Raw genomic sequence first — 22,085 nt, forward strand, 5'->3', positions numbered from 1 at the left:
GTCGCTCTATGTGAGTCCCGTTTCATCTGGTGTCGGCAAGCGTTGCCGGCGCGGAGCGCCCGGTGCGGGGACACATGCAACGAGAATAGGGCGCGTGCTTGTTACATCGCGCAATCAGCCGCGCCGGCGCTTCTTAAAGCTGCCATCCACCGCGCCAAAGAAGAGCCGCGGGATGACCGGGTAGCTCTGGGTCAGGAAATAGGCATAGGTCCCGCTAGGATACTCGGCAGTCTGCACGAAAGCGCCATTTGCCGCGTCCAAACGCCCTGCCCCGGCGACATAGGCATAATCCTGCACGAAGGTCCCATCATACTCCCCGCCGGGCTGCGCGCCACCGGGTCGGCTGCCGCTGCGCAGGCGATAGGACGAGGTCATCTCGACCACGCGCCCGCCGATCTCGGCGGTGATCGCGTAAATCGGGAACCCATCCGCGGCGTAACCGATCAGCGGTGAGGGCCGTGAGGCGGACCAGCCCAGGTTCTGCATCAACCCGATGGGCAGCCCATGGTAGTGATACGCACCGGTGGGCTGCACATGGGCATAGTTGGCGTCGAGCCCAAGCGCCACGGCCCCGCCGAGGGCCTCATATTGCCAGCCGGAGGCGCGATGGCCCTGCCAAAACTCCGCCGCGCCGGGATCAAAGGGCACGCCGTTCACCGCCACACCGGCCAGAGCGCCAAGCTCAGCGCCGGACAAGCTCTGTTTGCGCGGGCGGACGGGCATCTCAAAGCGGTAATTCTGGGCCGCGATCTTGTGCGGGTTGCCCCTGTTAGGAAAGCTGCCAACCGCGTGATCGGGGATACCGTTCGACGTGATCACGCGTTTGGCGCCGCGAAGGCTGATAGAGACCTGGTTGCCGCCCACCGTGTTGCGGGCAGCGACCAGCGAGAGGCTCTGCGCCTCGGTGGCGGTGTGCACGCGCAATCGGTGTTGGCCTAGAGCCGCGCCCGCGACGACCCCGCCGCCCAGAAATGTGATCAACGCCGCTCGCCGAGAATACTTAATCATGAGCTTGCTCCTCTCATTGCGTTCCTAGCTTGGGATCACGGTGACCGGACCAAGCCCCGCCGCGCCGAAATCCAGCATAAGGGTGAAGATGCCGGGCCAGTCCTTGGCGGCGATATAGACGGTGGTCTCCGTCACCGCGCCGGGCTGCAGGACGGGCGGCGCGGCCAAAAGGACGTCGCCGATGTCGCTATAGGCGGCTTGCAGTTCCACGACCGCGTCGCCTGCGTTCTTGAGCCGCAGCGTGACGCCCAAACCGGCTCCGTTGGGCGCCGAGGCAATCGCCTGCGCCTCGATCCCGGACAGATCATGCCCCTGATGGGCCAGCGCAGCGAGCGGCGCCAAAAACGCGGCGGTGAGAATGAAACGGCGTTTGAGCATGTACTTGGCCTCCTTTCCCAGTGGAACGAGGCCGCGCAAAACTTCCGTCGCACAATTTTCAGAAAACCCGAAAAACTCAACGCATCCGGCGCATTTTCTGCTTGCAGCGCAAAGCGGTTCTAGATATCCCCCGCCTACCCAAAGGATGCGGGCGTAGCTCAGGGGTAGAGCGTTACCTTGCCAAGGTAAATGTCGTGAGTTCGAATCTCATCGCCCGCTCCAATAATTCTCATATCATCACCGCGTGGCCGCTGTGGCTGGCCGCGCCGCACCATTTCATCCGGTGTGGAGGACACCCAGGATCATCCGCATGAGTTGGAGCAGCTCATCGTCCTTTCCGGGCGTGAGCAGCTCGACCTGGCAGTGGACCGTCAGGAACTCCTGCTCGGGCATCTCGCCTTCTGACAGCGCCAGCAACGAGCCGTAGTCGGTCTTCAGGATGAGATCCGGGTTTTCGGCCGCCCCATAGGACACCCTTGCCTGGCCCTCCCGGGCGCGCAGCTCCATGTCCTCGCCATCGACCACCAGCGCCGCCACCACGCTCAGCGCACCCGGCGCGACCCGCCGCACGGCGGCGTTTAGGGTCACCGCAACGGTGCGCAAGTTGCCTGGCCTTACGCTCTCGCCCTCAAGCGGAAAGCGCGCGCCGACCGACATCGTGGCCAGGCTCGGCGGGCGCGAACCCGAGGCGTTCCACAGCATCGCGCGCCGCGCCGTCGGCGCGCGCCCGGACCTGCGGCGCAGCGCGCCCCGGACCTTGGCGGCGCTGGCTGGGTTCGCCAAGATGCTGCTGACGCGCCCACCCAACCTGGATCGCATCGCCGCCGACCGAGACTTTGTCTTGGCCGCAGCACCCCGCTTCAGCCAGGACGACCCCGCATGGGTTCAGTCCCACGCGCCGCAGCCCATCCCAGACAAACCCAGAGAGGTTGCCTGACATGACCGCCCTCATGATCTCTACCATCAAGGTAACGGACCCCGCCGGGTTCCAGAACGACATGGCCAGGACCCAGCAGGTCGCCAGGCCGTATGCTCAAAGCTTGTCTTCCGCGGCAGACGCGGCGCCACGCTCAGCGGCGCCGACGTGCAGGGCGAGATGGTCGTGGCGGTCAGCTTCCCCGATCTGGGTGCGCTGCAGCGCTGGAACGCCTCGCCGGAGTACCAGGACATCATCGCCCTGCGCGAGGCCAGCTCGCAGCAGGTGATGACCGCCTATGGGCCGATGGACTGACCGCCGCTCTTGGGCGCGCGCTAGAACATCACCGCGACCAGCCAGAGCGATATCGCCGGGAAGGCGATCAGGATCGCCACGCGGATCATGTCCGAGATCAGGAAGGGCAGCACCCCGTGATAGGTGCGCTGGATCGGGATGTCCTTGGCCATCGAGTTGATGATGAACAGGTTCATCCCCACCGGCGGCGTGATCAGCCCCACCTCGACCACGATCAGCGCCAGGATGCCGAACCAGATCGCCGTCTCCTCGGGGGACATGCCGAAGTCCAGGCTCTCGATGATCGGGAAGAAGATCGGGATCGTCAGCAGGATCATGGACAGGCTGTCCATCACGCAGCCAAAGACCAGGTAGGCCGCCAGCATCACCAGAAGCACCATCAGCGGCGTGTAGCCCGACATGGAGATCCAATCGGCCAGCGCCTGCGGCATCTGCGTGATCGCCAGGAACGAGTTGAACAGCTGCGCGCCCAGGATGATCAGGAAGATCATGCCCGTGGCGCTGGCGGTGCTCAGGATGCACTCCTTGACGGTCTGCCAGTTCAGCCCGCCGGTCCAGAGCCCGTAGAGCCCGGTCGCGATGGCGCCCCAGGCCGCGCCCTCGGTGGGCGTGAACAGCGCCTGCACCCCGTCCTTGGACCAGTTCCAGTCCCCCGCGATGCCGCCCATCACCAGGCCAAAGATCAGCACCACCGGCCAGACCTTCCAGAGCGAGCGGAAGCGCTGCCCATAGGGCACGCGGTCCGCCGCGGTGGCGCTGTTTGGGTAGATGCGCACATAGACGGCCACGGCCAGCATGTATCCCAGCGCCGCCAGGATGCCGGGGATGAAGGCCGCCAGGAACATCTTGACGATGTTCTGCTCGGTCATGATGGCGTAGATCACCAGGATCACCGAGGGCGGGATCAGGATGCCCAAAGTGCCGCCCGCGGCCAGCACGCCGGTGCTCAGGGCGTCCGAGTAGCCGCGCTTGCGCATCTCCGGCAGGGCCACCTGCCCCATGGTCGAAGCCGTGGCCAGCGACGAGCCGCAGACCGCGCCGAACCCCGCGCAGGCGCCCACGGCGGCCATGGCCACCCCGCCCTTGCGGTGCCCCAGCCAGTCGCTCGCGGTGTCAAACAGCGCGTTCGACATGCCCGACTTGGTCGCGAACTGCCCCATCAGCAGGAACAGCGGCACGATGGACAGCGAGTAGCTCGAGAACATGTCATAGGACATGCTCTTCATCTGGCTCAGCACCGCCGTGGGGTTGCCCCGGATGATCCAAGAGCCCACGAAACCCGTAACCGCCATCGCGATGGCGATGGGCATGCGCAAAAAGATCGCGCCGAGCATGACAAAGAAACCCAGTAGGGCGAGTTCGAAACCGGTCATTTAGCGCCCCAGCAAGTCGTTCGTTGCGCGCCAAACGGTGAAGACGCTGATCACGGTGAAGAAGAAGGCCCCCACAAAGGACAGCGCGTAGCTGTACCAAAAGGGCATCCCAAGGATGTAGGTCGTGTTGTTGGTGAAGGGCTTATAGCCAAAGCCCAGCATGTCGCGCACCGGCTGGCTGAACCACGTCACCTGCTCGCCCAGGCCCATCCAGAGCCGCCAGGCGATCACGAAGGCCACGGCCAGCACCAGCAGGTTGCCAATAAGGACCAGGCCGCGGTTCGCCCAAACCGGCATCTTGTCGGCCACGATGTCGACGGTCACATGGCCCTGGTTGAGGTGGCACCAGGACATGAAGGCAAACACCGCCACGGCGGTCCCGGCCTCGACAAGCTCAAAGTCTCCGGGGACGGGGCCAAGCCCGACCTGCAGCCCCACAAAGGCGCGCCCGATGGTCGAGATCACGGTCATTGCCGCGATCGCGATCAGCACCGTGCCGCCCACATAGGCCAGGGCCCGCGCCACGTGGTCCATCAGGCCCGCAACGCGCGCTTCTGCCCTCACCGCTATGCCCATAATACCCCCGGGTTGCCGCCATACCACTCGCGGCAAACGCCCCCGGCGCGGTCTACGCGCCGGGGGAATGAGTCGCTTAGTTGCCGTGCTTTTCGATCAGCGCGCGCGCGTCGTCAAGCATCGCCTGACCCGGCAGGCCAGCGGCGTCCATAGCCGTGACCCACTCGGCGATCTGGCCATCCGCGATGGCCTTGATCTCGGCGGTGGCCTCTTCCGACATGGTGATGATCGTGTTGTCGGTGCCTTCGACCACGGCCTTCACCATGGTGTCGCCCTCGTCCATGGCGCGCCCGGCCCAGGCCGAGGTCTCCAAGCCGCTATTGGCGTCGATCACCGCCTTCAGGTCGTCCGGCAGGTTGTTGTAGCTGTCCTTGTTCATCGCCCAGATGAAGAAGGTGTTGTACATGGCGTTGGGGCCAGCCACCTCGGCGTGGCTGTCGGCCAGCTCATGCACCTTCAGCGGCAGCACGATCTCCCACGGGATCACCCCGCCCTCGACCACGCCCTTGGACAGCGCCTCGGGGAAGGCCGGAACCGGCATGCCCACAGGGGTCGCGCCCATGGCGCTCAGCAGGTTGTTGGCCGCACGGCTCGGCCCGCGCAGCTTCTTGCCCGCAAAGTCCGCCGGGCCGGTGATCGGGTCGCCCTTGGTGTGGATGATCCCCGAGCCATGAACGTGCACGGCCAGCAGGTGCACGTCGCCCATGCGCTCGCCCAGGTACTTCTCGGCGAACTCCCATGCGGCTTTCGAGGTCAGCTCGGCCGATTTCGACGACACGAAGGGCAGCTCGAAGGCTTCCGTTTCGGGGAAGCGGCCCGGCGTGTAGGCCGGCAGCGCCCAGCCGCCATCGATCACGCCGTCGCGGATCTGGTCGTAAAGCGCGGGCGGCTTACCGCCAAGCTGCATGCCGGGGTAAAGCTCGATCTTCAGGCGGCCATTGGAATCCGCCATGACCTTCTCGGCCCAGGGCGTCATGAACAGTGCTGGCACCGCGCCCTTGGGGCTGATGAAGTGCTGAAACCGCAGCGTGACCTCTTGCGCAAGCGCCGTGGTCGCGGTCAGCGCAAGCGCCGCCGCCCCTGCGAGCAGTGTTTTTGTAAGTGCCATTGGTACCTCCCAGTTTGAGCGCGAGGCAGTGCGCCGCGCCCATTTGATTTATTGCGAATGCAACAAACTCAATTTCCCCCACCACGTCAAGATCATTGCCGGGGCGTGGAAGCTGTCAAAAGTGATTGCCGCGCCGCACTGCTGCCTGCATTCCATCACCAGATGATGCAATCCAAGCGCGCGCCGAATTTCACCCTTGCGCCTTCCGTATTTGCGGCGCCAAACTCCGCGCGCGACAGGCTGATGGATCGCGATGCGGTAAGCGCTGCGGCATATGGACGGACATGACAGAGAACAAGGGCATATTGGTGATTGGCCGGGCGGGGATGGACTTCTACGCCGACCCGCCGGGCACCCGGCTGGAGGACGGCGCGCGGTTCACCTCTGCCCTCGGTGGGTCCTCGGCCAATATCGCCGCCGGGGTCTGCCGTCAGGGCGGGCGCGCCGCGCTGGTCACCTCGGTCTCGGACGACCCGGTGGGCAGCTATTGCATTAACCAGCTTGCGCATTTCGGCGTCGACACCGCGTATGTCCGCCGCCAGGGCGGCGAGGCGCGCAACTCGCTGGCCGTGGTGGACACCAACGGCGCGGACACGCAATCGGTGATCTACCGCAACAACGCCGCCGACTTTCAGATGACCGAGGCGGATATCGCGAGGGTGGACTTTACCGCCTATGACACGCTGGTCACCACGGGCACGGTGCTGGCCGCAGAGCCCTCGCGCAGCGCCACCTTCGCCGCGTTTGAGCGCGCCCGGGCGGCGGGGCTCACCATCGTCTTCGACCTCGATTACCGCCCCTATTCCTGGCCCGACGCCGCGACCAGCGCCCGCGTCTACGCCCAGATGGCCGAGGCCTGCGACATTATCATCGGCAATGATGACGAGTTCGGCGTGCTGGCCCAGAGCTATGCTGACGGGCTGGCCGCGGCCCGCGGCCTGGCCGCAAGCGGCAAGACCGTGGTCTATAAGATGGGCCACCGCGGCTCGGTGACATTCTCGGAGGGGGAAGAGACCCGCCAGGGCGTGTTCCAGGTGGACGCCCTGAAACCCACCGGCGCGGGGGACGCCTTTATGGCGGGGTTCCTGATGACCCGCGCCCGCGGCGGGACGGTGCCCGAGGCCGTGCGCCGCGGCTCCGCCACCGCAGCCATCGTCGTCACCCGCGTGGGCTGCGCCCCGGCCATGCCCACCACCGCCGAGTTAGACCGGTTCCTCGCCAGCCATCCCGGCCCATCCGAGCCCCAGGAATAGCCACAGGAGTAACCCCATGCATATCGCGCCCTATGACAATCAGAACAAGCCCATCGTGGACACCGGCGACGCCACGGTGCCGCTGAACTACTTCAATATCGTCAAGCTGACGCGGGGCCAGGCCTTCGAGTACCAGGTGCCGGGCTACGAGACCTGCATCGTGCCCGCCACGGGCAGCGTGGATGTGTCGGTCGAGGGCATGGGCTTTGCCGATCTGGGCGGGCGCGGCGCGGATGTCTGGGACGGCGAGCCCGAGGGCGTCTATGTGCCCAGCGGCGCCAAGGCGCAGATGGTCTGTGTGTCTGAGGCGGCAGAGGTCTTTGTGGCCGGCGCGAAATACGACACGGTGCTGGAGCCGTTTGACGTGCGCGCCGACGCGCTCGACCTGGTGCAATACGGCTCTGATGACACCAAGACGCACCGCAAGATCAAGCACATCTTGGGCCAGAAGCAGCACGACAAGGTCGGGCGCCTGCTGGTCAGCGAATTGTTCACCGTGGGCGCGGGCGGCTGGTCGGGCTTTCCCAGCCACAAGCATGACACCGACCGGCTGCCGACCGAGACCCGCCACGACGAGACCTATAACTTCCGCTTCCGGCCCAATCACGGCTCTGGCGTGCAGATGCTGCAGCGCGAGGACGGCCAGCCGGGGGACGCCTATCACATCGTGGACGGCTCGACGATCTGCCTGGACAACGGCTACCACCCCTGCTGCGTGCTGCCGGGCTATGAGATGTACTACTTCACCATCCTGGGCGGGCTGTCGCAGCGCTCGCTGGTGCAGTTCTTCCAGCCCTCCCACGCCTATCAGATCGAGACGATACCAGGCATCAAGGACATGATCGCGAAGTTCAAATAGATGACACTGGCGACGCTCTCTGAGGTCCTGCAGCCCGCCCTGCGCGACGGCCACGCCGTGGCCGGGCTGGTGGTGCTGGGCTGGGAGGACGCGCGCGCCTATGTGGCCGCCGCCGAGGCCGTGGGCTGCCCGGTGATCCTGCAGGCCGGGCCCGGATGCCGCGCCCACACACCCCTGCCCGTTTTGGCGGCGATGTTCCGGCATTTGGCTCAGGGCGCGACCGTGCCGGTCGTGGCGCATCTCGATCACGGCTACAGCGCCGAGGAATGCCGCGAGGCCGTGGAGTGTGGCTTCACCTCGGTGATGTTTGACGGCTCCAAGCTGCCTCTGGCCGAGAACATCGCGCAGACCGCCGAGATCGCGCGCATGGCCCACGCCGCCGGCGTCTCCGTCGAGGGAGAGATCGGGTTCGTGGGCTACGCCGCGGGCGCCGAGAGCCTGGGCACCGACCCCGCCGAGGCCAAGGCCTTTGCCGAGGGCACCGGCGTGGACGCAATGGCCGTCTCTGTCGGGAATGTGCATCTGCAACAGGACCAATCCGCTTCGATCGATATGGACCGGCTCCGCGCCATCGAGGCCGTCAGCGCCGCGCCGCTGGTGCTGCATGGCAGCTCGGGCGTCCCCGCCGAGACCCGCCGGATGCTGGCGCGCGAGACGCGGATCTGCAAGTTCAACATCGGCACAGAGCTGCGGCAGGTCTTCGGGCGATCCTTGCGCGCGGTGCTCGCCGCCGATCCGACGGAGTTCGACCGCAACAAGATCCTGTCGCAGATCGAGGCGCCCTTGCAGGCGGCCACCGAGGTTGTGTTGCGGCAGATATCCCGGGCGTGACGCTCGGCGTTGCGTGGGTTTCAGCCTGGCGCGGGCATTGGCAGGTGGCAATTTTCTTTCAAGAAAATTGCGAAACTCTTGCAAGAGTTTCTTCAGCGCGCCCCGAAATGATCGCTCTATCGCAACCTCTTAGCGGCGCGCGGGGCCACTTTCCTTCGAAGGAAAGTGCAAATCTCTTGCAAGAGATTTGGCCCGTCCGAATGCCCGCTCCAGGCCACCTTTAACCGGAGACCAACCGCTCCCCACACGCCCAAAAGAACAAGCCCGCCAAACCAACCTGGTTCAGCGGGCTAACAATGCAACGTAAGGCTCACCCAGCCGCGGCCACGGCGCGGCCCGTCAGCACCTTGACCAAATTGGCGCGGTATTCCGGCGTGCCGTGCAGGTCGCTGATCAGGTCGTCGGCGCTCGGCGCCTCGGGCACCGCATCCGCCGAGAAATTGGCCGACAAAGCCGCCTCCGCCGCCGACCAGCGGTGCACGCCCTCGTTCGACGCGCCCGTCACGGCCACGCGCACCCCGCCTGCGAAACTCGCCACGAAGACGCCCGTCAGCGCGAAGCGCGAGGCGGGCTGCAGCATCTTCTGGTAGTTCGCGGCCTCCGGGATCGGGAATTTCACGCTGGTGATGATCTCGCCCTCATCCAGCGCGGTCTCAAACAGGCCCTGAAAGAAGTCATCCGCGGCGATCTCGCGCGCGTTGGTGACGATGGTGGCGCCGGAGCCCAGCGTGCCCGCCGGGTAGCAGGCGGCGGGGTCGTTATTGGCAAGCGAGCCGCCGATGGTGCCGCGGTTGCGCACCGCCGGGTCGCCGATCTGGCCCGCCAGCGCGGCCAGCGCCGGGTAGGAGGCCGAGGCATCCGCCGCCACCTGGGCGTGGGTCGTGGCCCCGCCGATGACCATCACGCCGTCATCATCCACGCAAACGCCGACCATCTCGGCGATCCCGCCCATCGAGACCAGCGTGGCGGGCGCCGCCAGCCGCTGCTTCATGGTGGGGATCAGGGTCTGACCGCCGCCCAGGGGCTGCGCGTCCTCGCCGCTCAGCGCCGATACGGCGTCGGCGACGGAGTTGGGGGTGACCAATTCAAAGTTGTGCATTTACATTCTCCTTTGGAGCAGCTCCCCGCCCTGCGGGCATTCCTCGCCATTTCGCGAGGATGCCCAAAAGGGCGGAGGAGCGATGCCACCAATTAGCTATTCATCGCCGACCAGACGCGCGAGGGCGACAGCGGCATGTCGATATGGGTGACGTCCTTGCCGCCGCGCTGCAGCGCGTCGACCACGGCGTTGACCACCGCGGGCGGCGAGCCAATGGCACCGGCCTCGCCGCAGCCCTTCACCCCCAGCGGGTTATGGGTGCACGGCGTCTGGCAGGAGTGATCCACCGTGAAGTTTGGCAGATCATCCGCCCGCGGCATGGCGTAATCCATGAAGGACCCGCTCACCAATTGGCCGTTCTCGTCATAGACGCAGTTCTCAAGCAGCGCCTGCCCGATCCCCTGCCCCAGCCCGCCATGGACCTGGCCCTCGACGATCATCGGGTTGATGACGTTGCCGAAATCATCCGCCGCGGTGAAGCGCTCGATGCTGACCTGGCCGGTGCCGGGATCGACCTCGACCTCGCAGATGTACGCCCCGGCGGGGTAGGTGAAGTTCGCCGGGTCGTAGAACGCGGTCTCCTCCAGCCCCGGCTCGATATCCTCCAGCGGGTAGTTATGCGGCACATAGGCCGCCAGGCAGACATCGCCCCAGGCCACCGACTTGTCGGTGCCCGCGACGGTGAACTCGCCATTGGCCAGCTCCACATCCGCGTCCGAGGCCTCCATCAGATGCGCCGCGATCTTCTTGGCCTTGTTGATGATCTTCTCGGCGGCGCGCACCATGGCCGAGCCGCCCACCGCGATGGAGCGCGAGCCGTAGGTGCCCATGCCCATCGGCGTGTTGGCGGTGTCGCCATGCACGATCTCGACCATGCTCTCGTCGATGCCGATCATCTCGGCGATCACCTGGGGAAAGGCGGTCTCGTGCCCCTGGCCGTGGCTATGCGAGCCGGTCATCACGACCAAACCGCCGGTGGCGTTCACCCGCACTGTGGCGCTCTCGTAAAGACCCGCCCGCGCGCCCAGCTGCCCCACCAGGGCCGAGGGCGCGATGCCGCAGGCCTCGATATAGCTGTTCACGCCGCGCCCGCGCCACTTGCCATTGGCGGCACTCTCGGCGGCCCGCGCCTCGAACCCGTCCCAATCGGCCAGGGCCAGGGCCTTGTCCATCGTGGCGTCGTAATTGCCGGTGTCATACTCCACAGCCACGGGGGTGGCGTAGGGGAACTGGTCGGGCTGGATGAAGTTGCGACGGCGCAGCTCCACCGGGTCGATCCCCATCTCGCGCGCGGCCTTGTCGATGACGCGCTCCAGCTGGAAGGTCGCCTCGGGCCGCCCGGCGCCGCGATAGGCGTCCACCGGCACGGTGTTGGTGAAGACCGCCTTGACGTTCACATAGATCAGCGGCGTGGTGTAGTTCCCCGCCATCAGCGTGCCATGCAGCCAGGTGGGCACCGAGGTCGAGAAGGTCGACAGATACGCGCCCATATTGGCCAGCGTGTCGGTGCGCAGCGCCAGGAACTTGCCCTCGGCGTCCAGCGCCAGCTCGATCTTGGTGACGTGATCGCGGCCATGGGCGTCGGTGATGAAGGCCTCCGAGCGGGTCGAGGTCCACTTGACCGGGCGCTTGATGGCCTTTGCGGCGAAGGTGCAGAACGCCTCTTCGGCGTAGTGGAAGATCTTCGACCCAAAGCCCCCGCCCACATCCGGCGCCACAACGCGCAGCTTATGCTCGGGGATGCCCAGCACGAAGGCGCCCATCAGCAGCCGGATCACATGCGGGTTCTGGCTGGTGGTATAAAGCGTGCTCTCGCCGTTATGGGCGGCGTAGTCGCCCACCGCCACGCGCGGCTCCATCGGGTTGGCCACCAGGCGGTTATTGACCAGCTCCAGAGTGGTCACGTGATGCGCGCCGTCAATGGCGGCGGCCACGGCGTCCTTGTTCTCTTCGACAAAGCCCCAATCGTAGCAGAGGTTCGAGGTCAGATCGTCATGCACCTTTGGCGAGCCCTCTGCGAGGGCCGCCGACATGTCGACCACGGCGGGAAGCTCTGTGATATCGGCGTTGATCGCATCGGCGGCGTCGCGCGCCTGCGCGGCGGTCTCGGCCACCACGGCGGCGATGGGGTCGCCCACATGGCGGACCTTGCCCTGGGCCAGCACCGGGTGCGCGGGCTCCTGCATGGGCTGGCCATGCCGGTCGGTGACCTGCCAGCCGCAGGGCAGACCGCCCACGCCCTCGAAATCCGCGCCGGTAAAGATGCGCACCACGCCGGGCATCCCGGCGGCGGCGCTGCTGTCCACGCCGTTCAGCGTGCCATGCGCCACATCCGAGCGCAAAAAGGCCACATAGGCCTGGCCGTTCAGGTTGATGTCGTCGGTGTAATTGCCGGTTCCCGTCAGGAACCTGATATCCTCGCGCCGCTTGCTGCTGGCGCCAATGCCGCTGTCTTTGGGCATGTCATTCCTCCCTAAAATCTTTTGCCGCTCCTCCAGCCCTTACGGGCGGTCCTCGCTCTGGTCGCAGCCAAGCGTAGACGGGCGAGCGCTTGCTTAACTATTCGGCGGCGACGGCAGGCACCTCTTGGCCAGAGGCGGCCATGATCGCGCGCACAATGTTGTGGTAGCCGGTGCAGCGGCAGATATTGCCCTCCAGGTAATGGCGCACCTCGGCCTCGCTGGGCGAGGGGTTCTCGGCCAGCAGGGCCGCCGCCGACATCACCATGCCCGGCGTGCAGAAGCCGCATTGCAGCCCGTGGTAATCCTGGAATGCCTGCTGGATGGTCCCCAAAGAGCCGTCTGCATTCGCCATGCCCTCGATCGTGGTGACCTCGGCGCCCGCGGCCTCGGCGGCGAACATGGTGCAGCTCTTGACCGCCTGGCCGTTCACATGCACCACGCAGGCGCCGCATTGGCTGGTGTCGCAGCCCACATGGGTGCCGGTCAGCCCCTGCCCGTCCCGCAGGAAGGACGACAGCAGCGTGCGCCCCTCCACGTCTCCGGAAACGGGTTTGCCGTTCACCGTCATTGAAACACTTGTCATTAAATCCTCCCTGGCGTCTTCTTGCTTGGTTCAGTGCGCCGGGCGGTTCGTCCCGCCTTCTGTTGCGCCTGAGTCTCTACACGGCATCCTTGCCCGGTTCGCCTAATCCTTCAACTGTTTCTTGAAACTTGGCCCCGGGCACACGGAATGCGCGCCAAGCCCGCCAGAGATGAGACCAGACCGGCGCGGGCATAGGGATGCCGTTGACCTCAGGGCCCGTTTGCGCCAATCAGCGCCGCCATGAAACCCTTCCTGATCCTGCAACTGCGCCCAGAAACCGAGGCCGCCGATGGCGAGTTCGCCGCCTTCCTGGCCAAGTCAGGCCTGCCAGGGGACCGTGTGCACAGGATCCGCCTGGACCGCGAGCCCGTCCCCGACGGCCTGGACCTCGCAGCGTTCGCGGGCACGATCCTGGGCGGCGGCCCGGGCTGCGTCAGCGACGACCCGGCCCGCAAGGACCCGCTTGAGGCCAGGATGGAGGCCGCCTGTCTGGCGCTCATGGCCCAGATTACAGCCCGCGACCTGCCGTTCATGGGCTGCTGCGCCGGGATCGGCGTGCTGGGGCACCACCTGGGCGCGGATGTCAGCAAGGCGCGCTACGGCGAACCGATCGGCCCCTCGACCTGTGTCGCGACCGACGCAGGTGTGGATGACCCGTTGCTCTCGGACCTGCCGCGGCGGTTCGACGCCTTTGTGGGCCACAAGGAGGCCCTGCAGGAGCTGCCCAAGGGCTGCGCGCACCTCCTGAGTTCCAAGGCCTGCCCGTTCCAGATGATCCGGTACGGGCAGAACGTCTATGCCACGCAGTTCCACCCCGAGGCGGACGCGCAAGAATTCGCAACCCGGATCCGCATCTACAAGGACCGGGGCTATTTCGCCCCGGAGGAGGCGGACGGGCTCATCGAGATCTGCCGCGCGGCGGATGTGACCGTGCCCGAGCGGATCCTAAGCCGCTTTGTGCAGCGCTACGGGTGACCGGGCTGTTGTTAAATTGAGTGGCTGCGCCACGCTCTTTTAGCCCGTACTCGCCTCCGGCTCCGTGCGGGCGATTGCCACCACAAGCGTTCTGCTTTCAACTTGAGACATCAAGTTGAAAGCAAACGCCCACAACACCAGTTGGTTCTGCCGCGTTTCGCTTCAAAACCTGATTCAGTTTTTTGCGATCCGCCGTAGAGGCAAGCGCGCCCTTCAAGATGACCGTCGCCTCGCGTCTTGCCCGAGCGCCCGCAGCGGCTTGCCCGCGAGGACGTGAGACATCCTGCGTGAGCGCAGCGAACTCAATTTGGGAACAGCTCTAGACCTTCACGCGCTCGGATTTGGGGTCATACATGGGGCGCAGGCTGGCTTCCGCCGCCACGCGCACCCCCGCGATCTCGATCTCATAGCGCGAGGCCAGCACCTCGGCCGCCGTCTCGCCCGCGCAGGGCACATAGCCCATGCCGATCGCCGCGCCCAAGCTGTGCCCGTAATTGCCGGACGAGAGGTAACCCACGAACTCGCCATCCCGGATCAGCGCCTCGTTGTGGAACAGCAGCGGCTCGGGATCGGTCAGCTTGAACTGCAGCAGGCGGTTCTTCAGCCCTTCCTCCTTCTTGCGCAGCACCGCGTCGCGGCCGATGAAGGCGGGCTTGTCGGTCTTCACCGCAAAGCCCAGCCCCGCCTCCAGCACGTGATCCTCGCAGGTGATGTCATGGCCGAAATGGCGGAACGCCTTCTCGATGCGGCAGCTGTCCATCATATGCATCCCGCAGAGGCTTGCCCCCATGCCGCGGGCCTCTTCCCAGAGCGTCTCGAACACATGGCAGGCCATGTCGGCGCTGACATAGACCTCCCAGCCCAGCTCGCCCACGTAAGTCACGCGGTGCACCCGCGCCAGGCCCATGCCGATCTCGATCTCCTGGGCGGTGCCAAAGGGGTTCACCGCGTTGGAGAAATCCGCCGGCGAGAGCTTCTGCAGCAGATCGCGCGCCTTGGGGCCCATCACCGCCAGCACGCCCTCGCCGGGCGTCACATCCGTGATCACCACGCGGAAGTCGCCGACATGGCGCTGCATCCAGGTCTGATCCGCCAGCCGCGTCGCCGCCGGGGTCACCACCAGATAGGCGGTCTCCGTCAGGCGGGTCACAGTCACGTCCGCTTCGATCCCGGCGCGCTCATTGAGGAACTGCGTATAGACGATCTTGCCCGGCGCCACGTCATACTGCCCGCCGCCGATATGGTTCAGAAACGCGGTGGCATCGGGCCCCTCGACCCTGATCTTGCCAAAGGAGGACATGTCATAGATGCCGACATTCTCGCGCACGGCCCTATGCTCGCGGGCGGAGTTCTCGAACCAGTTCTGCCGGCCCCAGGAATACTCATAGGCGCGCTTCTGGCCCGCATCGGCGAACCAGTTGGCGCGCTCCCAGCCGGCCAGCTCGCCCATCACGGCGCCATTGTCCAGAAGCTGCTGGTGGAACGGCGTGCGGCGCACGCCCCGCGCGGTCGCCTTCTGCCGGTAGGGGAAGTGGTCGGCATATAGCAGCCCCAGCGTCTCGCGCGAGCGCTCCCACAGGTAGTGCTTATTGCCCTGGAAGGGCTGCATCCGGCTGATATCCACGTCGCCCAGATCGAACGGCTTCTCGCCGCTCTCCATCCAGGCGGCCAGGGCCATGCCCGCGCCGCCCGCCGATTGGATGCCAACCGAGTTGAACCCGGCGGCGACCCAAACATTGTCCATCTCCGGCGCCAGGCCCAGGTGGTAGGCGTCGTCCGGGGTGAAGCTCTCCGGCCCGTTAAAGAAGGTGTGGATGCCCGCCTCCGCCAGCATCGGCAGGCGGTTGCAGGCGGCCTCTAGGATGGGCTCGAAATGGTCGAAATCCTCGGGCAGCTGGTCGAACTCGAAACTGTCGGGGATCGGCCCCCATGGCTTGCTGACCGGCTCGAAGGCGCCCAGCAGCATCTTGCCCGCGTCCTCTTTGTAATAGGCGCATTCGTCCGGCACCCGCAGCACCGGCATCTGGGTCAGGCCGGCGATGGCCTCGGTGACGATGTAGAAATGCTCGCAGGCCTGCAGCGGCACGTTGGTGTTGAGCATGCGCCCCACCTGGTGGCCCCACATGCCGGCGCAGTTGACCACGTGCTCGCAGGCGATCTCGCCCGCCTCGCCCTGCTCGTTCTGCCAGGACAGGCCCGTGATGCGGCGGCCGTCGCGGGTGACCCCGGTGACGTTGGTGCGCTCGGCCACCACGGCGCCGCGCTGGCGCGCGCCCTTGGCCAGGGCCAGGGCGATGTTGGCCGGGTCGCCCTGCCCGTCCAGCGGCAGGTAGACGCCGGCCTGCACGTCCTCGATGTTCAGGTGCTCGTATTTGGCCTTGACCTCGGCGGGCGAGATCTCCTCGACCTCCACCCCAAAGGCCCGCGCCATGGAGGCCTGGCGAAAGATCTCCTGCTTGCGGTGCTCGGTCAGCGCCACGGTGATCGAGCCGCAGCGCTTGAACCCGGTGGCGACGCCGGTTTCCTCCTCCAGGGAGCCGTAGAGCTCCTGGCTGTACTTCGCCAGCTTGGTCATATTCGCGGTGGCGCGCAGCTGCGCGATCAGCCCGGCGGCGTGCCAGGTGGTGCCAGAGGTCAGCTGCTTGCGCTCCAGCAGGACGACGTCCTGCCACCCCGCCTTGGTCAGGTGGTAGGCCACCGAGCACCCGACGACCCCGCCGCCGATTATGACCACGCGCGCCTGCGTTGGAATTGCCATCAGTTCGTTCCCTTCACGTCCGTGAGATCTTTGGAGGCAAGCAGTGCCGCCGCCCCCAGCATTAAGCTTCCCGAGATGCGCCGCAGCGCGCGGCCCTGCAGCCAGCCCAGGCGTTGTTTCGCGGCCTGCGCGGCGGCGCCATAGGCCAACAGCTGCGCGGCGTCAAAGATAAGGTAGGTCGCGCCCAGCACCAGCAGCTGCGGCAGGACCGGCGCGCCGGCGTCGATGAATTGCGGGAAGAGGGCGGCAAAGAAGATCACCGCCCAGGGGTTCGCCAGCGCCGTCAGGAAGCCCTGCGCGTAAAGCCTGCGCGGCGCGCCATCCGCGGCCGCGGCGCGCGGCCCGCCACCGCCCCGGCTCAGCAGCATCCGCAGCCCCAGATAGGCCAGGTAGGCCACCCCCGCCCATTTGATCGCCGTGATCGCCACGGCAGAACTCGAGATCAGCGCCGCCAAGCCAAAGGCCGCCACGATCATCTGCAGCGCGTTCGCCGAAAGATCCCCGCCGATCTGGTAAAGCGACCGGCGCAGCCCGTGGCGCATGGCGTTAGAGATCGTCAAAAGCTCGGTCGAGTCCGGCGGGCCCAGAAAGAACGCGCCCAGCGTGGCCAGGTAGAGCAGGTAGAGCTCGGCGCTCACGGGTAGATCCCCGCGTATTTCGCCTTGTAGAGAGCGATCATCTCGGCTTCGGTGGCGCCGTCGTCATAGGGCGGCGCGGTCAGCGGCTTGGCCTCGGCCACGGGGATCTTGACGATGATGTTGATGCGGTCGGCCAGGTCGCCCCAGGTCTCGCGCCAGCGCCCGATCAGCGCGTCAAACCCGTCCGTGCCCTGGCGCAGCATCTGCGCCTCGCCGCGGATGCGCACGCCCTTGCGCAGGAACGGGTCGACGAAATTGACCTCGCATTCCGGGTTGATGGCCAGGTTCGCAACGGTCCCGGGCGAGCGGATCTCGCCAAAGGCGATCGTGGCGTCGTCCAGCACCAGGAAGGTGCCCTTGGGGGATACCGCGGGCCGCCCGCCGGGCGTGACCGTGGCCACGAACCCCAGGGGGAAATTGCCAATGATCTCTTTCGATTGCGTCGTTAGCTTCATCATATCTCCACCTGGCGACGAAGGCCCGCAAGGGCTTGAGCAGCCGCTCCTCGCATCCTATCCGAATCTCCGTTTCAGTTCCGCGATATGATCCGGCCCAACCTCGCAGCAGCCGCCGATGATGCTGGCCCCCGCCTCGGCCCAGCCTTCGGCGAAATCCGCGTAGGCCTTGGGGCTCAGGTCGGCGCGCGCCGTAAGCGAGTCGACGGTCTGCTGCACCACTTTGAAGTCATCTGCGATTCGCGTAAACCCGTTGGCATAGGCGCCGAACGGGATGCCATGGGGCGCGATGATGGGCAGCGACTGGCTGACCGCCTCGGGGGTCGAGCAGTTCACCAGCAGCGCCTCGGGCCGGAAGCGGTCCACCAGGGGCAGCACGTCGGCCAGGGGCTCGCCCGAGCGCAGCACGCTGCCGTCGTCATCGCTGACAGAGACCGCCAGCCAGACCGGCTTGGTCGCGCCCACGCAGCCCGCCAGGGCGCCCTCGGCCAGGCGCAGGCCCGACGCGGTCTCGATCAGATGCAGGTCCACCTCGGCGTCATGCAGCGCGACGATCTCGGCATATTCCCGCGCGGCCTCGGGCACCGGCGGCGCCAGGTCGGGGCGATAGCTGGCCCCCAGCGGCCCCAGCGAGGCCGCCACCCGCCCGGCGCCATGCGCCGCGCGGGCGCGCAGGCCAATGCCGCGCGCGGTGTTGTGCAGCAGCTCGAACCGGTCGCCGATGCCGTTATTGTCCAGCCGGTTGCGCAGCAGCGGGTAGGTGTTCAGCGTGGCGACCTCGGCGCCGACCTCGAAATAGGCGCGGTGCACCTGCTCGACCAGCTCGGGCCGGTCCAGCATCACCTTGGTCGACCACAAGGGCGTGGGCTGCTCGCCCAGCCGCTTTACCAGCTCCTGCCCAATCGAGCCGTCCAGCAATGTCACTGCCATATCGTCTGTCTCCTATCGCGCCGAAGGCGCGCCCCCTTGGGTTCAAGCCTGAAAGGCGCAGAAGGGAGGCGGGTGGGCCTCCCCCCAGAACGCGCCCGTCGATCAGGCGCGCAGGCGGGCGTTCTCGGGGTCCCACATTGGCTGATCGGCCTGCACGATGGCCTTGCAGCGGGTGCCGAAAATCTCCACCTCCAGCTCCGAGCCCGCGCCGGCCAGATCGGCGCGCACCATGCCCAGCCCGATGCACTTGTCGACGCGGTAGCCCCAGCCGGCGCTGGTGACCTCGCCCACGACCTCGTCGCCATGCCAGATCGTCGACATATAGGGCGGGTCCTGCGCGCCGGCCTCGATCACCAGCGTGGCAAAGCGCTTGGCCACGCCCTTTTGCTTCTCGCTCAGCAGGGCCGCCTTGCCGGGGAAATCCGTGTCTTTGTCGAGCTTGACGAAGCGGTCCAGCCCGCCCTCCAGCAGCGAGTAATCCGTCGACAGATCGCCCTTCCAGGCGCGATAGCCCTTCTCCAGGCGCAGCCGGTCCAGCGCCCACATGCCAAAGGGCGTCACACCCTGGCCCATCAGCGCGTCCCAGACGGTGGGCGCGTCGTCGAAATCGCAATGCACCTCCCAACCCAGCTCGCCGGCAAAAGAGACCCGGATCAGCGCGGCGTCCTTGCCCGCCACCTTGCCGTATTGAAAGCTCAGCCAGCTCTTGGTCAGGTCCGCCTCGGCGATCCCCGCCAGCACGTCGCGCGCCTTGGGCCCGGTGACCAGCAGGCACTCGTATTTCTTGGTGCGGTCGTGGATCTCGATGCCCTCCGGCGCGCGGGCGGCCAGATAATCGCGGTCATGCCACTGGGCGGTTGCAGCGGTGATCAGCCAGATCACGTCGTCCGATTGCGGGATCACCGACATCTCGGTGACGATCCGGCCCCGGCTGTCGGCGAAATAGGCCAGGCCGACACGCCCCACAGAGGGCAGGCGCGAGGCGGTCAGGCTGTCCAGCCAGGCGCGTGCGCCGGGGCCCTCGACCGACAGGCGCGAGAAGCCGGTGATCGGCAGCACGCCGCAGCCGTCGCGGACCGCCTCGCATTCGGCTTTTATGCGCGCCTCCCAGGGGCCGCCCCGGTCCCAGGTCTGCGTGGCCGCCTCGCTGACGTCATCGCCGGGCTTGGCGAAGTAGTTCGCCCGCTCCCAGCCGTTATAGGCGCCAAAGACCGCGCCCGCCTCGGCCAGGCGGGACTGCAGCGCCGAGTGCTTCTTGTCCCGCCCGGCGGGCCAGGTGTGATGCGGGAAATGCATCGCGTATTCGTGGCCGTAGGTCTCCAGCGCCTTGGCCAGGCAGTAGTCGTGATCGACGTAGTCGGTGTAGCGCCGCGGGTCCACGGCCCACATGTCCAGCTCGGTCTCGCCATGCATGATCCACTCCGACAGGACCTTGCCCGCGCCGCCGCCCTGGGCGATGCCGAAGGTGAAAGAGTGCCCCTCAAAGGCGTTCTTGACGCCGGGCATCGGCCCGACCATCGGCAATCCGTCGGGCGCGTAGGGGATCGGCCCGTTGATATTGCGCTCCACGCCGCCCTCGCCCAGCAGGGGCACCCGCGCCATGGCGTCCTCGATGTAGAATTCCAGCCGCTCCAGGTCGTCGGGGTAAAGCTGGAACGAGAAGTCCTCGGGCATCGGGTCCTCCGGCGTGACCCAATGCGCCTTGCAGTTGCGCTCATAGGGGCCAAGGTTCAGCCCGTTCTTGTCCTGGCGCAGGTAGTAAGAGATGTCCACGTCGCGCAGCAGCGGCACCTTGCGGCCCTGCTCCTTGGTCCAGGCCTCCAGCTCGGGCAACTGCCCGGTCAGGAAGTACTGGTGCGACATGACCACCATCGGCACGGTGCGCCCGCCGAAGGGCTTGAACATCTCGCCGACGCGCTGCGCGTAATAGCCCGCCGTGTTGGCGACGTATTCGCAGCGGATGTCGCCCTTCTCGGTCTTAACGATCCACTCGCCGGTGTCGCCGTCGCGGTCGATGCCGATGACCGAGCAGAAGCGCTCGATCTTCCCGCCCGCGTCCCGCGCGCCCTTGGCCAGGGCCTGGGTCAGCTGCGCGGGGTCGATATCGCCGTCCAGCGGGTCCCACATGCCGCCCAGGATGTCATGGGTCTGCATGAAGGGATGCATCTCTTGCAGCTCCTGCGGCGTGCAGATGTCCATCTGTAGCCCCTGGTAGCGGCCCATCCCCGCCACGCGCTCGAATTCCTGCATGCGCTCTTTGCTATGCGCCAGCCGGATCGAGCCGGTGACGTGGTAGTTCATCGGGTAGTCCACGTCCTCGCCCAGGGTGCGGTACATCGCGGCCGAGTAGCGCTGCATGTTCATCACCGCCCAGGAGCCCGCAAAGTTGGGCACATTGCCCGCCGCGTGCCAGGTCGAGCCCGCCGTCAGCTCGTTCTTCTCCAGCAGCACGCAATCCGTCCAGCCCGCCTTGGCCAGGTGGTAAAGCGTCGAGGTGCCGACGACGCCGCCGCCGATGATCACCACCCGTGCAGTCGTTGGGAAAGCCATGAAGTTCTCCTTATTGTGTCGCCAGTCGCACGGCGAGGCCGCCGAAAAGGATGGCTGTCAATTTGTTCAGGATACGGATCTGGCCGCGCAGGGCCGGGCCAAGCCGCCCGGCCAGCGTGCCCAGGATGAGCGTGAAGAGCAGGCCGTTAACGGTGAAGATGGCGCCCAGGATCAGGATCTGCGCGCCCACCGCGCCCAGCGCCGGGTCGGTGAACTGCGGCAGGAAGGCGAAGATGAAAAGCGCGGTCTTTGGGTTCAGCAGGTTGGTGATCAGCCCGCGGCGGAAGGCATCGCGGCGGGTCAGCGCCGCCGCCCCTTGGGCCAGCTCGCCGCTGTCGGTCCAGGCCTTGTAGGCGATCCACAGCAGATACGCCGCGCCGGCATAGCGGATGGCATCATAGGCCAGCGGGTAGGCGCTCAAGAGCGCCGAGACCCCCGCCGCCGCCAGCAGGATATGCACCACGATGCCAAGGTTGATGCCCCAGCCCGCCGCGCGGCCCACCGCCCCGCCGCCATTGATCCCGCTCGAGGTCACCAGCAGGAAATCCACCCCCGGCGTGATGTTCAAAAGCAGCCCCGCCAGGATAAAGGCGGCCAGAACCGCCGGGTCGAATGCCAAGAGTAACTCCATCACGTGTAGCCCTCCAATTGCGGCAGCCCGTCGTCGATCTCGTAGTAATCGCCCTTGTCGGCGACAAAGATGTGCTTGGTCGTGGCCATGCCCGTGGGGCCCTCCAGGCAGCCCGCGGCGATGCCGTAATGCGGCGCGCCCGTGGGGTGAAAGAACAGGCTGGAGCCGCATGTGCCGCAGAACCCGCGCCGCGCATCGGGCGAGGATCGGTACCAGGTCAGCGTTGCGTCGCTGGTAAAAGTGATGTCCGCGGCCTGCGCCCGGGTCAGCGCCAGGTAATGCCCCGACATCTTCCGGCACTGGCCGCAATGGCAGTTGGTGACGGTCTCGCGCAGCCTTGCGACCTCAAACGCCACCCCGCCGCATTCGCATCTGCCCTTGATCATG

At 66.5% G+C, this 22,085-nt stretch carries 20 protein-coding genes, 1 tRNA gene and 1 pseudogene; 6 read left to right on the forward strand and 16 right to left on the reverse strand.

What is annotated here, in order from left to right; genetic code table 11:
* Positions 1-114: 114 nt before the first annotated feature.
* Both AIOL_RS15055 and AIOL_RS15060 read right to left on the reverse strand, forming a co-directional pair.
* Complete coding sequence (locus AIOL_RS15055; protein WP_049643735.1) at positions 115-1,008, reverse strand: YHYH protein; 894 nt, start codon at positions 1,006-1,008, stop codon at positions 115-117.
* Between the two features lie 24 nt (positions 1,009-1,032).
* Complete coding sequence (locus tag AIOL_RS15060) at positions 1,033-1,386, reverse strand: hypothetical protein (protein WP_049643736.1); 354 nt, start codon at positions 1,384-1,386, stop codon at positions 1,033-1,035.
* 147 nt (positions 1,387-1,533) lie between these two features.
* Between AIOL_RS15060 and AIOL_RS15065 the strand changes: the two genes are divergently transcribed.
* Positions 1,534-1,608 (forward strand) — tRNA-Gly (locus AIOL_RS15065).
* A gap of 54 nt (positions 1,609-1,662) precedes the next feature.
* Here AIOL_RS15065 and AIOL_RS25535 read toward each other — a convergent pair.
* Positions 1,663-2,169: a hypothetical protein gene (locus AIOL_RS25535; protein WP_160314495.1), complete on the reverse strand. Its 507-nt coding sequence runs from the start codon at positions 2,167-2,169 to the stop codon at positions 1,663-1,665.
* A 262-nt stretch (positions 2,170-2,431) separates the two neighbouring features.
* On the opposite strand from AIOL_RS25535, the pseudogene AIOL_RS24485 reads away from it, so the two are divergent.
* Positions 2,432-2,617, forward strand: a pseudogene (locus AIOL_RS24485) (DUF1330 domain-containing protein); the annotation flags it as partial.
* Between the two features lie 20 nt (positions 2,618-2,637).
* Here AIOL_RS24485 and AIOL_RS15080 read toward each other — a convergent pair.
* From AIOL_RS15080 to AIOL_RS15090, 3 genes are all read right to left on the reverse strand, one after another.
* A complete protein-coding gene (locus tag AIOL_RS15080; RefSeq protein ID WP_049643739.1) occupies positions 2,638-3,990 on the reverse strand; it encodes a TRAP transporter large permease in 1,353 nt (450 codons plus the stop codon).
* Positions 3,991-4,554 carry a TRAP transporter small permease gene (locus tag AIOL_RS15085; RefSeq protein WP_160314496.1) on the reverse strand — a complete coding sequence of 188 codons (564 nt, stop codon included), beginning with the start codon at positions 4,552-4,554 and terminating at the stop codon, positions 3,991-3,993.
* Positions 4,555-4,642: 88 nt separating this feature from the next.
* Positions 4,643-5,674, reverse strand: a complete 1,032-nt coding sequence (locus AIOL_RS15090) for a TRAP transporter substrate-binding protein (protein WP_049643741.1) — start codon at positions 5,672-5,674, stop codon at positions 4,643-4,645.
* A 284-nt stretch (positions 5,675-5,958) separates the two neighbouring features.
* Between AIOL_RS15090 and iolC the strand changes: the two genes are divergently transcribed.
* Genes iolC through AIOL_RS15105 form a run of 3 tightly spaced genes read left to right on the forward strand, consistent with a single transcriptional unit; the run spans position 5,959 to position 8,617 of the window.
* Positions 5,959-6,927: a 5-dehydro-2-deoxygluconokinase gene (gene iolC, locus AIOL_RS15095; RefSeq protein WP_049643742.1), complete on the forward strand. Its 969-nt coding sequence runs from the start codon at positions 5,959-5,961 to the stop codon at positions 6,925-6,927.
* A 16-nt stretch (positions 6,928-6,943) separates the two neighbouring features.
* Complete coding sequence (locus AIOL_RS15100; protein ID WP_049643743.1) at positions 6,944-7,786, forward strand: 5-deoxy-glucuronate isomerase; 843 nt, start codon at positions 6,944-6,946, stop codon at positions 7,784-7,786.
* Entirely contained in the window at positions 7,787-8,617 is an 831-nt protein-coding gene (locus AIOL_RS15105) for a class II fructose-bisphosphate aldolase (protein WP_049643744.1), read from the forward strand.
* Between the two features lie 310 nt (positions 8,618-8,927).
* On the opposite strand, the gene AIOL_RS15110 is transcribed toward AIOL_RS15105, so the two are convergent.
* The 3 genes from AIOL_RS15110 to AIOL_RS15120 form a co-directional block, all read right to left on the reverse strand.
* Positions 8,928-9,716, reverse strand: a complete 789-nt coding sequence (locus AIOL_RS15110; protein ID WP_049643745.1) for an FAD binding domain-containing protein — start codon at positions 9,714-9,716, stop codon at positions 8,928-8,930.
* Between the two features lie 92 nt (positions 9,717-9,808).
* The gene (locus AIOL_RS15115; RefSeq protein WP_049643746.1) at positions 9,809-12,178 is read right to left on the reverse strand and encodes a xanthine dehydrogenase family protein molybdopterin-binding subunit; all 2,370 of its coding nucleotides are present in this window, start codon (positions 12,176-12,178) and stop codon (positions 9,809-9,811) included.
* 97 nt (positions 12,179-12,275) lie between these two features.
* On the reverse strand, positions 12,276-12,761 hold the full coding sequence (locus AIOL_RS15120; protein ID WP_049643747.1) for a (2Fe-2S)-binding protein: 486 nt from the start codon (positions 12,759-12,761) through the stop codon (positions 12,276-12,278).
* Positions 12,762-13,001: 240 nt separating this feature from the next.
* Between AIOL_RS15120 and AIOL_RS15125 the strand changes: the two genes are divergently transcribed.
* Positions 13,002-13,736 (forward strand): glutamine amidotransferase, encoded by a 735-nt coding sequence (locus AIOL_RS15125; RefSeq protein ID WP_049643748.1) that lies wholly within the window; start codon positions 13,002-13,004, stop codon positions 13,734-13,736.
* Positions 13,737-14,055: 319 nt separating this feature from the next.
* Here the strand turns inward: AIOL_RS15125 and AIOL_RS15130 are convergent, their stop codons facing one another.
* The 7 genes from AIOL_RS15130 to AIOL_RS15160 form a co-directional block, all read right to left on the reverse strand.
* The gene (locus tag AIOL_RS15130; protein WP_394298926.1) at positions 14,056-16,494 is read right to left on the reverse strand and encodes a GcvT family protein; all 2,439 of its coding nucleotides are present in this window, start codon (positions 16,492-16,494) and stop codon (positions 14,056-14,058) included.
* Positions 16,494-17,132: a LysE family translocator gene (locus AIOL_RS15135; RefSeq protein ID WP_049643750.1), complete on the reverse strand. Its 639-nt coding sequence runs from the start codon at positions 17,130-17,132 to the stop codon at positions 16,494-16,496. Before AIOL_RS15135 ends, AIOL_RS15130 begins: the two co-directional genes overlap by 1 nt.
* Positions 17,129-17,590 (reverse strand): pyridoxamine 5'-phosphate oxidase family protein, encoded by a 462-nt coding sequence (locus AIOL_RS15140; protein ID WP_235439045.1) that lies wholly within the window; start codon positions 17,588-17,590, stop codon positions 17,129-17,131. The genes AIOL_RS15135 and AIOL_RS15140 overlap by 4 nt, the downstream gene beginning before the upstream one ends.
* 54 nt (positions 17,591-17,644) lie before the next feature.
* Positions 17,645-18,517, reverse strand: coding sequence for a homocysteine S-methyltransferase family protein (locus tag AIOL_RS15145; RefSeq protein ID WP_049643751.1), 873 nt, complete (start codon positions 18,515-18,517; stop codon positions 17,645-17,647).
* A 102-nt stretch (positions 18,518-18,619) separates the two neighbouring features.
* Positions 18,620-21,067 (reverse strand): GcvT family protein, encoded by a 2,448-nt coding sequence (locus AIOL_RS15150; RefSeq protein WP_049643752.1) that lies wholly within the window; start codon positions 21,065-21,067, stop codon positions 18,620-18,622.
* A gap of 10 nt (positions 21,068-21,077) precedes the next feature.
* Positions 21,078-21,698 (reverse strand): LysE family translocator, encoded by a 621-nt coding sequence (locus tag AIOL_RS15155; RefSeq protein ID WP_049643753.1) that lies wholly within the window; start codon positions 21,696-21,698, stop codon positions 21,078-21,080.
* Positions 21,698-22,084 carry a GFA family protein gene (locus AIOL_RS15160; RefSeq protein WP_049643754.1) on the reverse strand — a complete coding sequence of 129 codons (387 nt, stop codon included), beginning with the start codon at positions 22,082-22,084 and terminating at the stop codon, positions 21,698-21,700. The genes AIOL_RS15155 and AIOL_RS15160 overlap by 1 nt, the downstream gene beginning before the upstream one ends.
* Position 22,085: the final 1 nt, after the last annotated feature.

The organism is Candidatus Rhodobacter oscarellae (genome assembly GCF_001078595.1).
In the GTDB taxonomy this organism is placed as follows: Bacteria; Pseudomonadota; Alphaproteobacteria; order Rhodobacterales; family Rhodobacteraceae; genus Rhodobacter_B; species Rhodobacter_B oscarellae.

Coding starts and splice junctions, on each gene's coding strand:
- AIOL_RS15055 (WP_049643735.1), bottom strand. CDS start 1,008: ATGATTAAGTATTCTCGGCGAGCGGCGTTGATCACATTTCTGGGCGGC.
- AIOL_RS15060 (WP_049643736.1), bottom strand. CDS start 1,386: ATGCTCAAACGCCGTTTCATTCTCACCGCCGCGTTTTTGGCGCCGCTC.
- AIOL_RS15080 (WP_049643739.1), bottom strand. CDS start 3,990: ATGACCGGTTTCGAACTCGCCCTACTGGGTTTCTTTGTCATGCTCGGC.
- AIOL_RS15090 (WP_049643741.1), bottom strand. CDS start 5,674: ATGGCACTTACAAAAACACTGCTCGCAGGGGCGGCGGCGCTTGCGCTG.
- iolC (WP_049643742.1), top strand. CDS start 5,959: ATGACAGAGAACAAGGGCATATTGGTGATTGGCCGGGCGGGGATGGAC.
- AIOL_RS15100 (WP_049643743.1), top strand. CDS start 6,944: ATGCATATCGCGCCCTATGACAATCAGAACAAGCCCATCGTGGACACC.
- AIOL_RS15105 (WP_049643744.1), top strand. CDS start 7,787: ATGACACTGGCGACGCTCTCTGAGGTCCTGCAGCCCGCCCTGCGCGAC.
- AIOL_RS15110 (WP_049643745.1), bottom strand. CDS start 9,716: ATGCACAACTTTGAATTGGTCACCCCCAACTCCGTCGCCGACGCCGTA.
- AIOL_RS15115 (WP_049643746.1), bottom strand. CDS start 12,178: ATGCCCAAAGACAGCGGCATTGGCGCCAGCAGCAAGCGGCGCGAGGAT.
- AIOL_RS15120 (WP_049643747.1), bottom strand. CDS start 12,761: ATGACAAGTGTTTCAATGACGGTGAACGGCAAACCCGTTTCCGGAGAC.
- AIOL_RS15125 (WP_049643748.1), top strand. CDS start 13,002: ATGAAACCCTTCCTGATCCTGCAACTGCGCCCAGAAACCGAGGCCGCC.
- AIOL_RS15130 (WP_394298926.1), bottom strand. CDS start 16,494: ATGGCAATTCCAACGCAGGCGCGCGTGGTCATAATCGGCGGCGGGGTC.
- AIOL_RS15140 (WP_235439045.1), bottom strand. CDS start 17,590: ATGATGAAGCTAACGACGCAATCGAAAGAGATCATTGGCAATTTCCCC.
- AIOL_RS15145 (WP_049643751.1), bottom strand. CDS start 18,517: ATGGCAGTGACATTGCTGGACGGCTCGATTGGGCAGGAGCTGGTAAAG.
- AIOL_RS15150 (WP_049643752.1), bottom strand. CDS start 21,067: ATGGCTTTCCCAACGACTGCACGGGTGGTGATCATCGGCGGCGGCGTC.
- AIOL_RS15155 (WP_049643753.1), bottom strand. CDS start 21,698: ATGGAGTTACTCTTGGCATTCGACCCGGCGGTTCTGGCCGCCTTTATC.
- AIOL_RS15160 (WP_049643754.1), bottom strand. CDS start 22,084: ATGATCAAGGGCAGATGCGAATGCGGCGGGGTGGCGTTTGAGGTCGCA.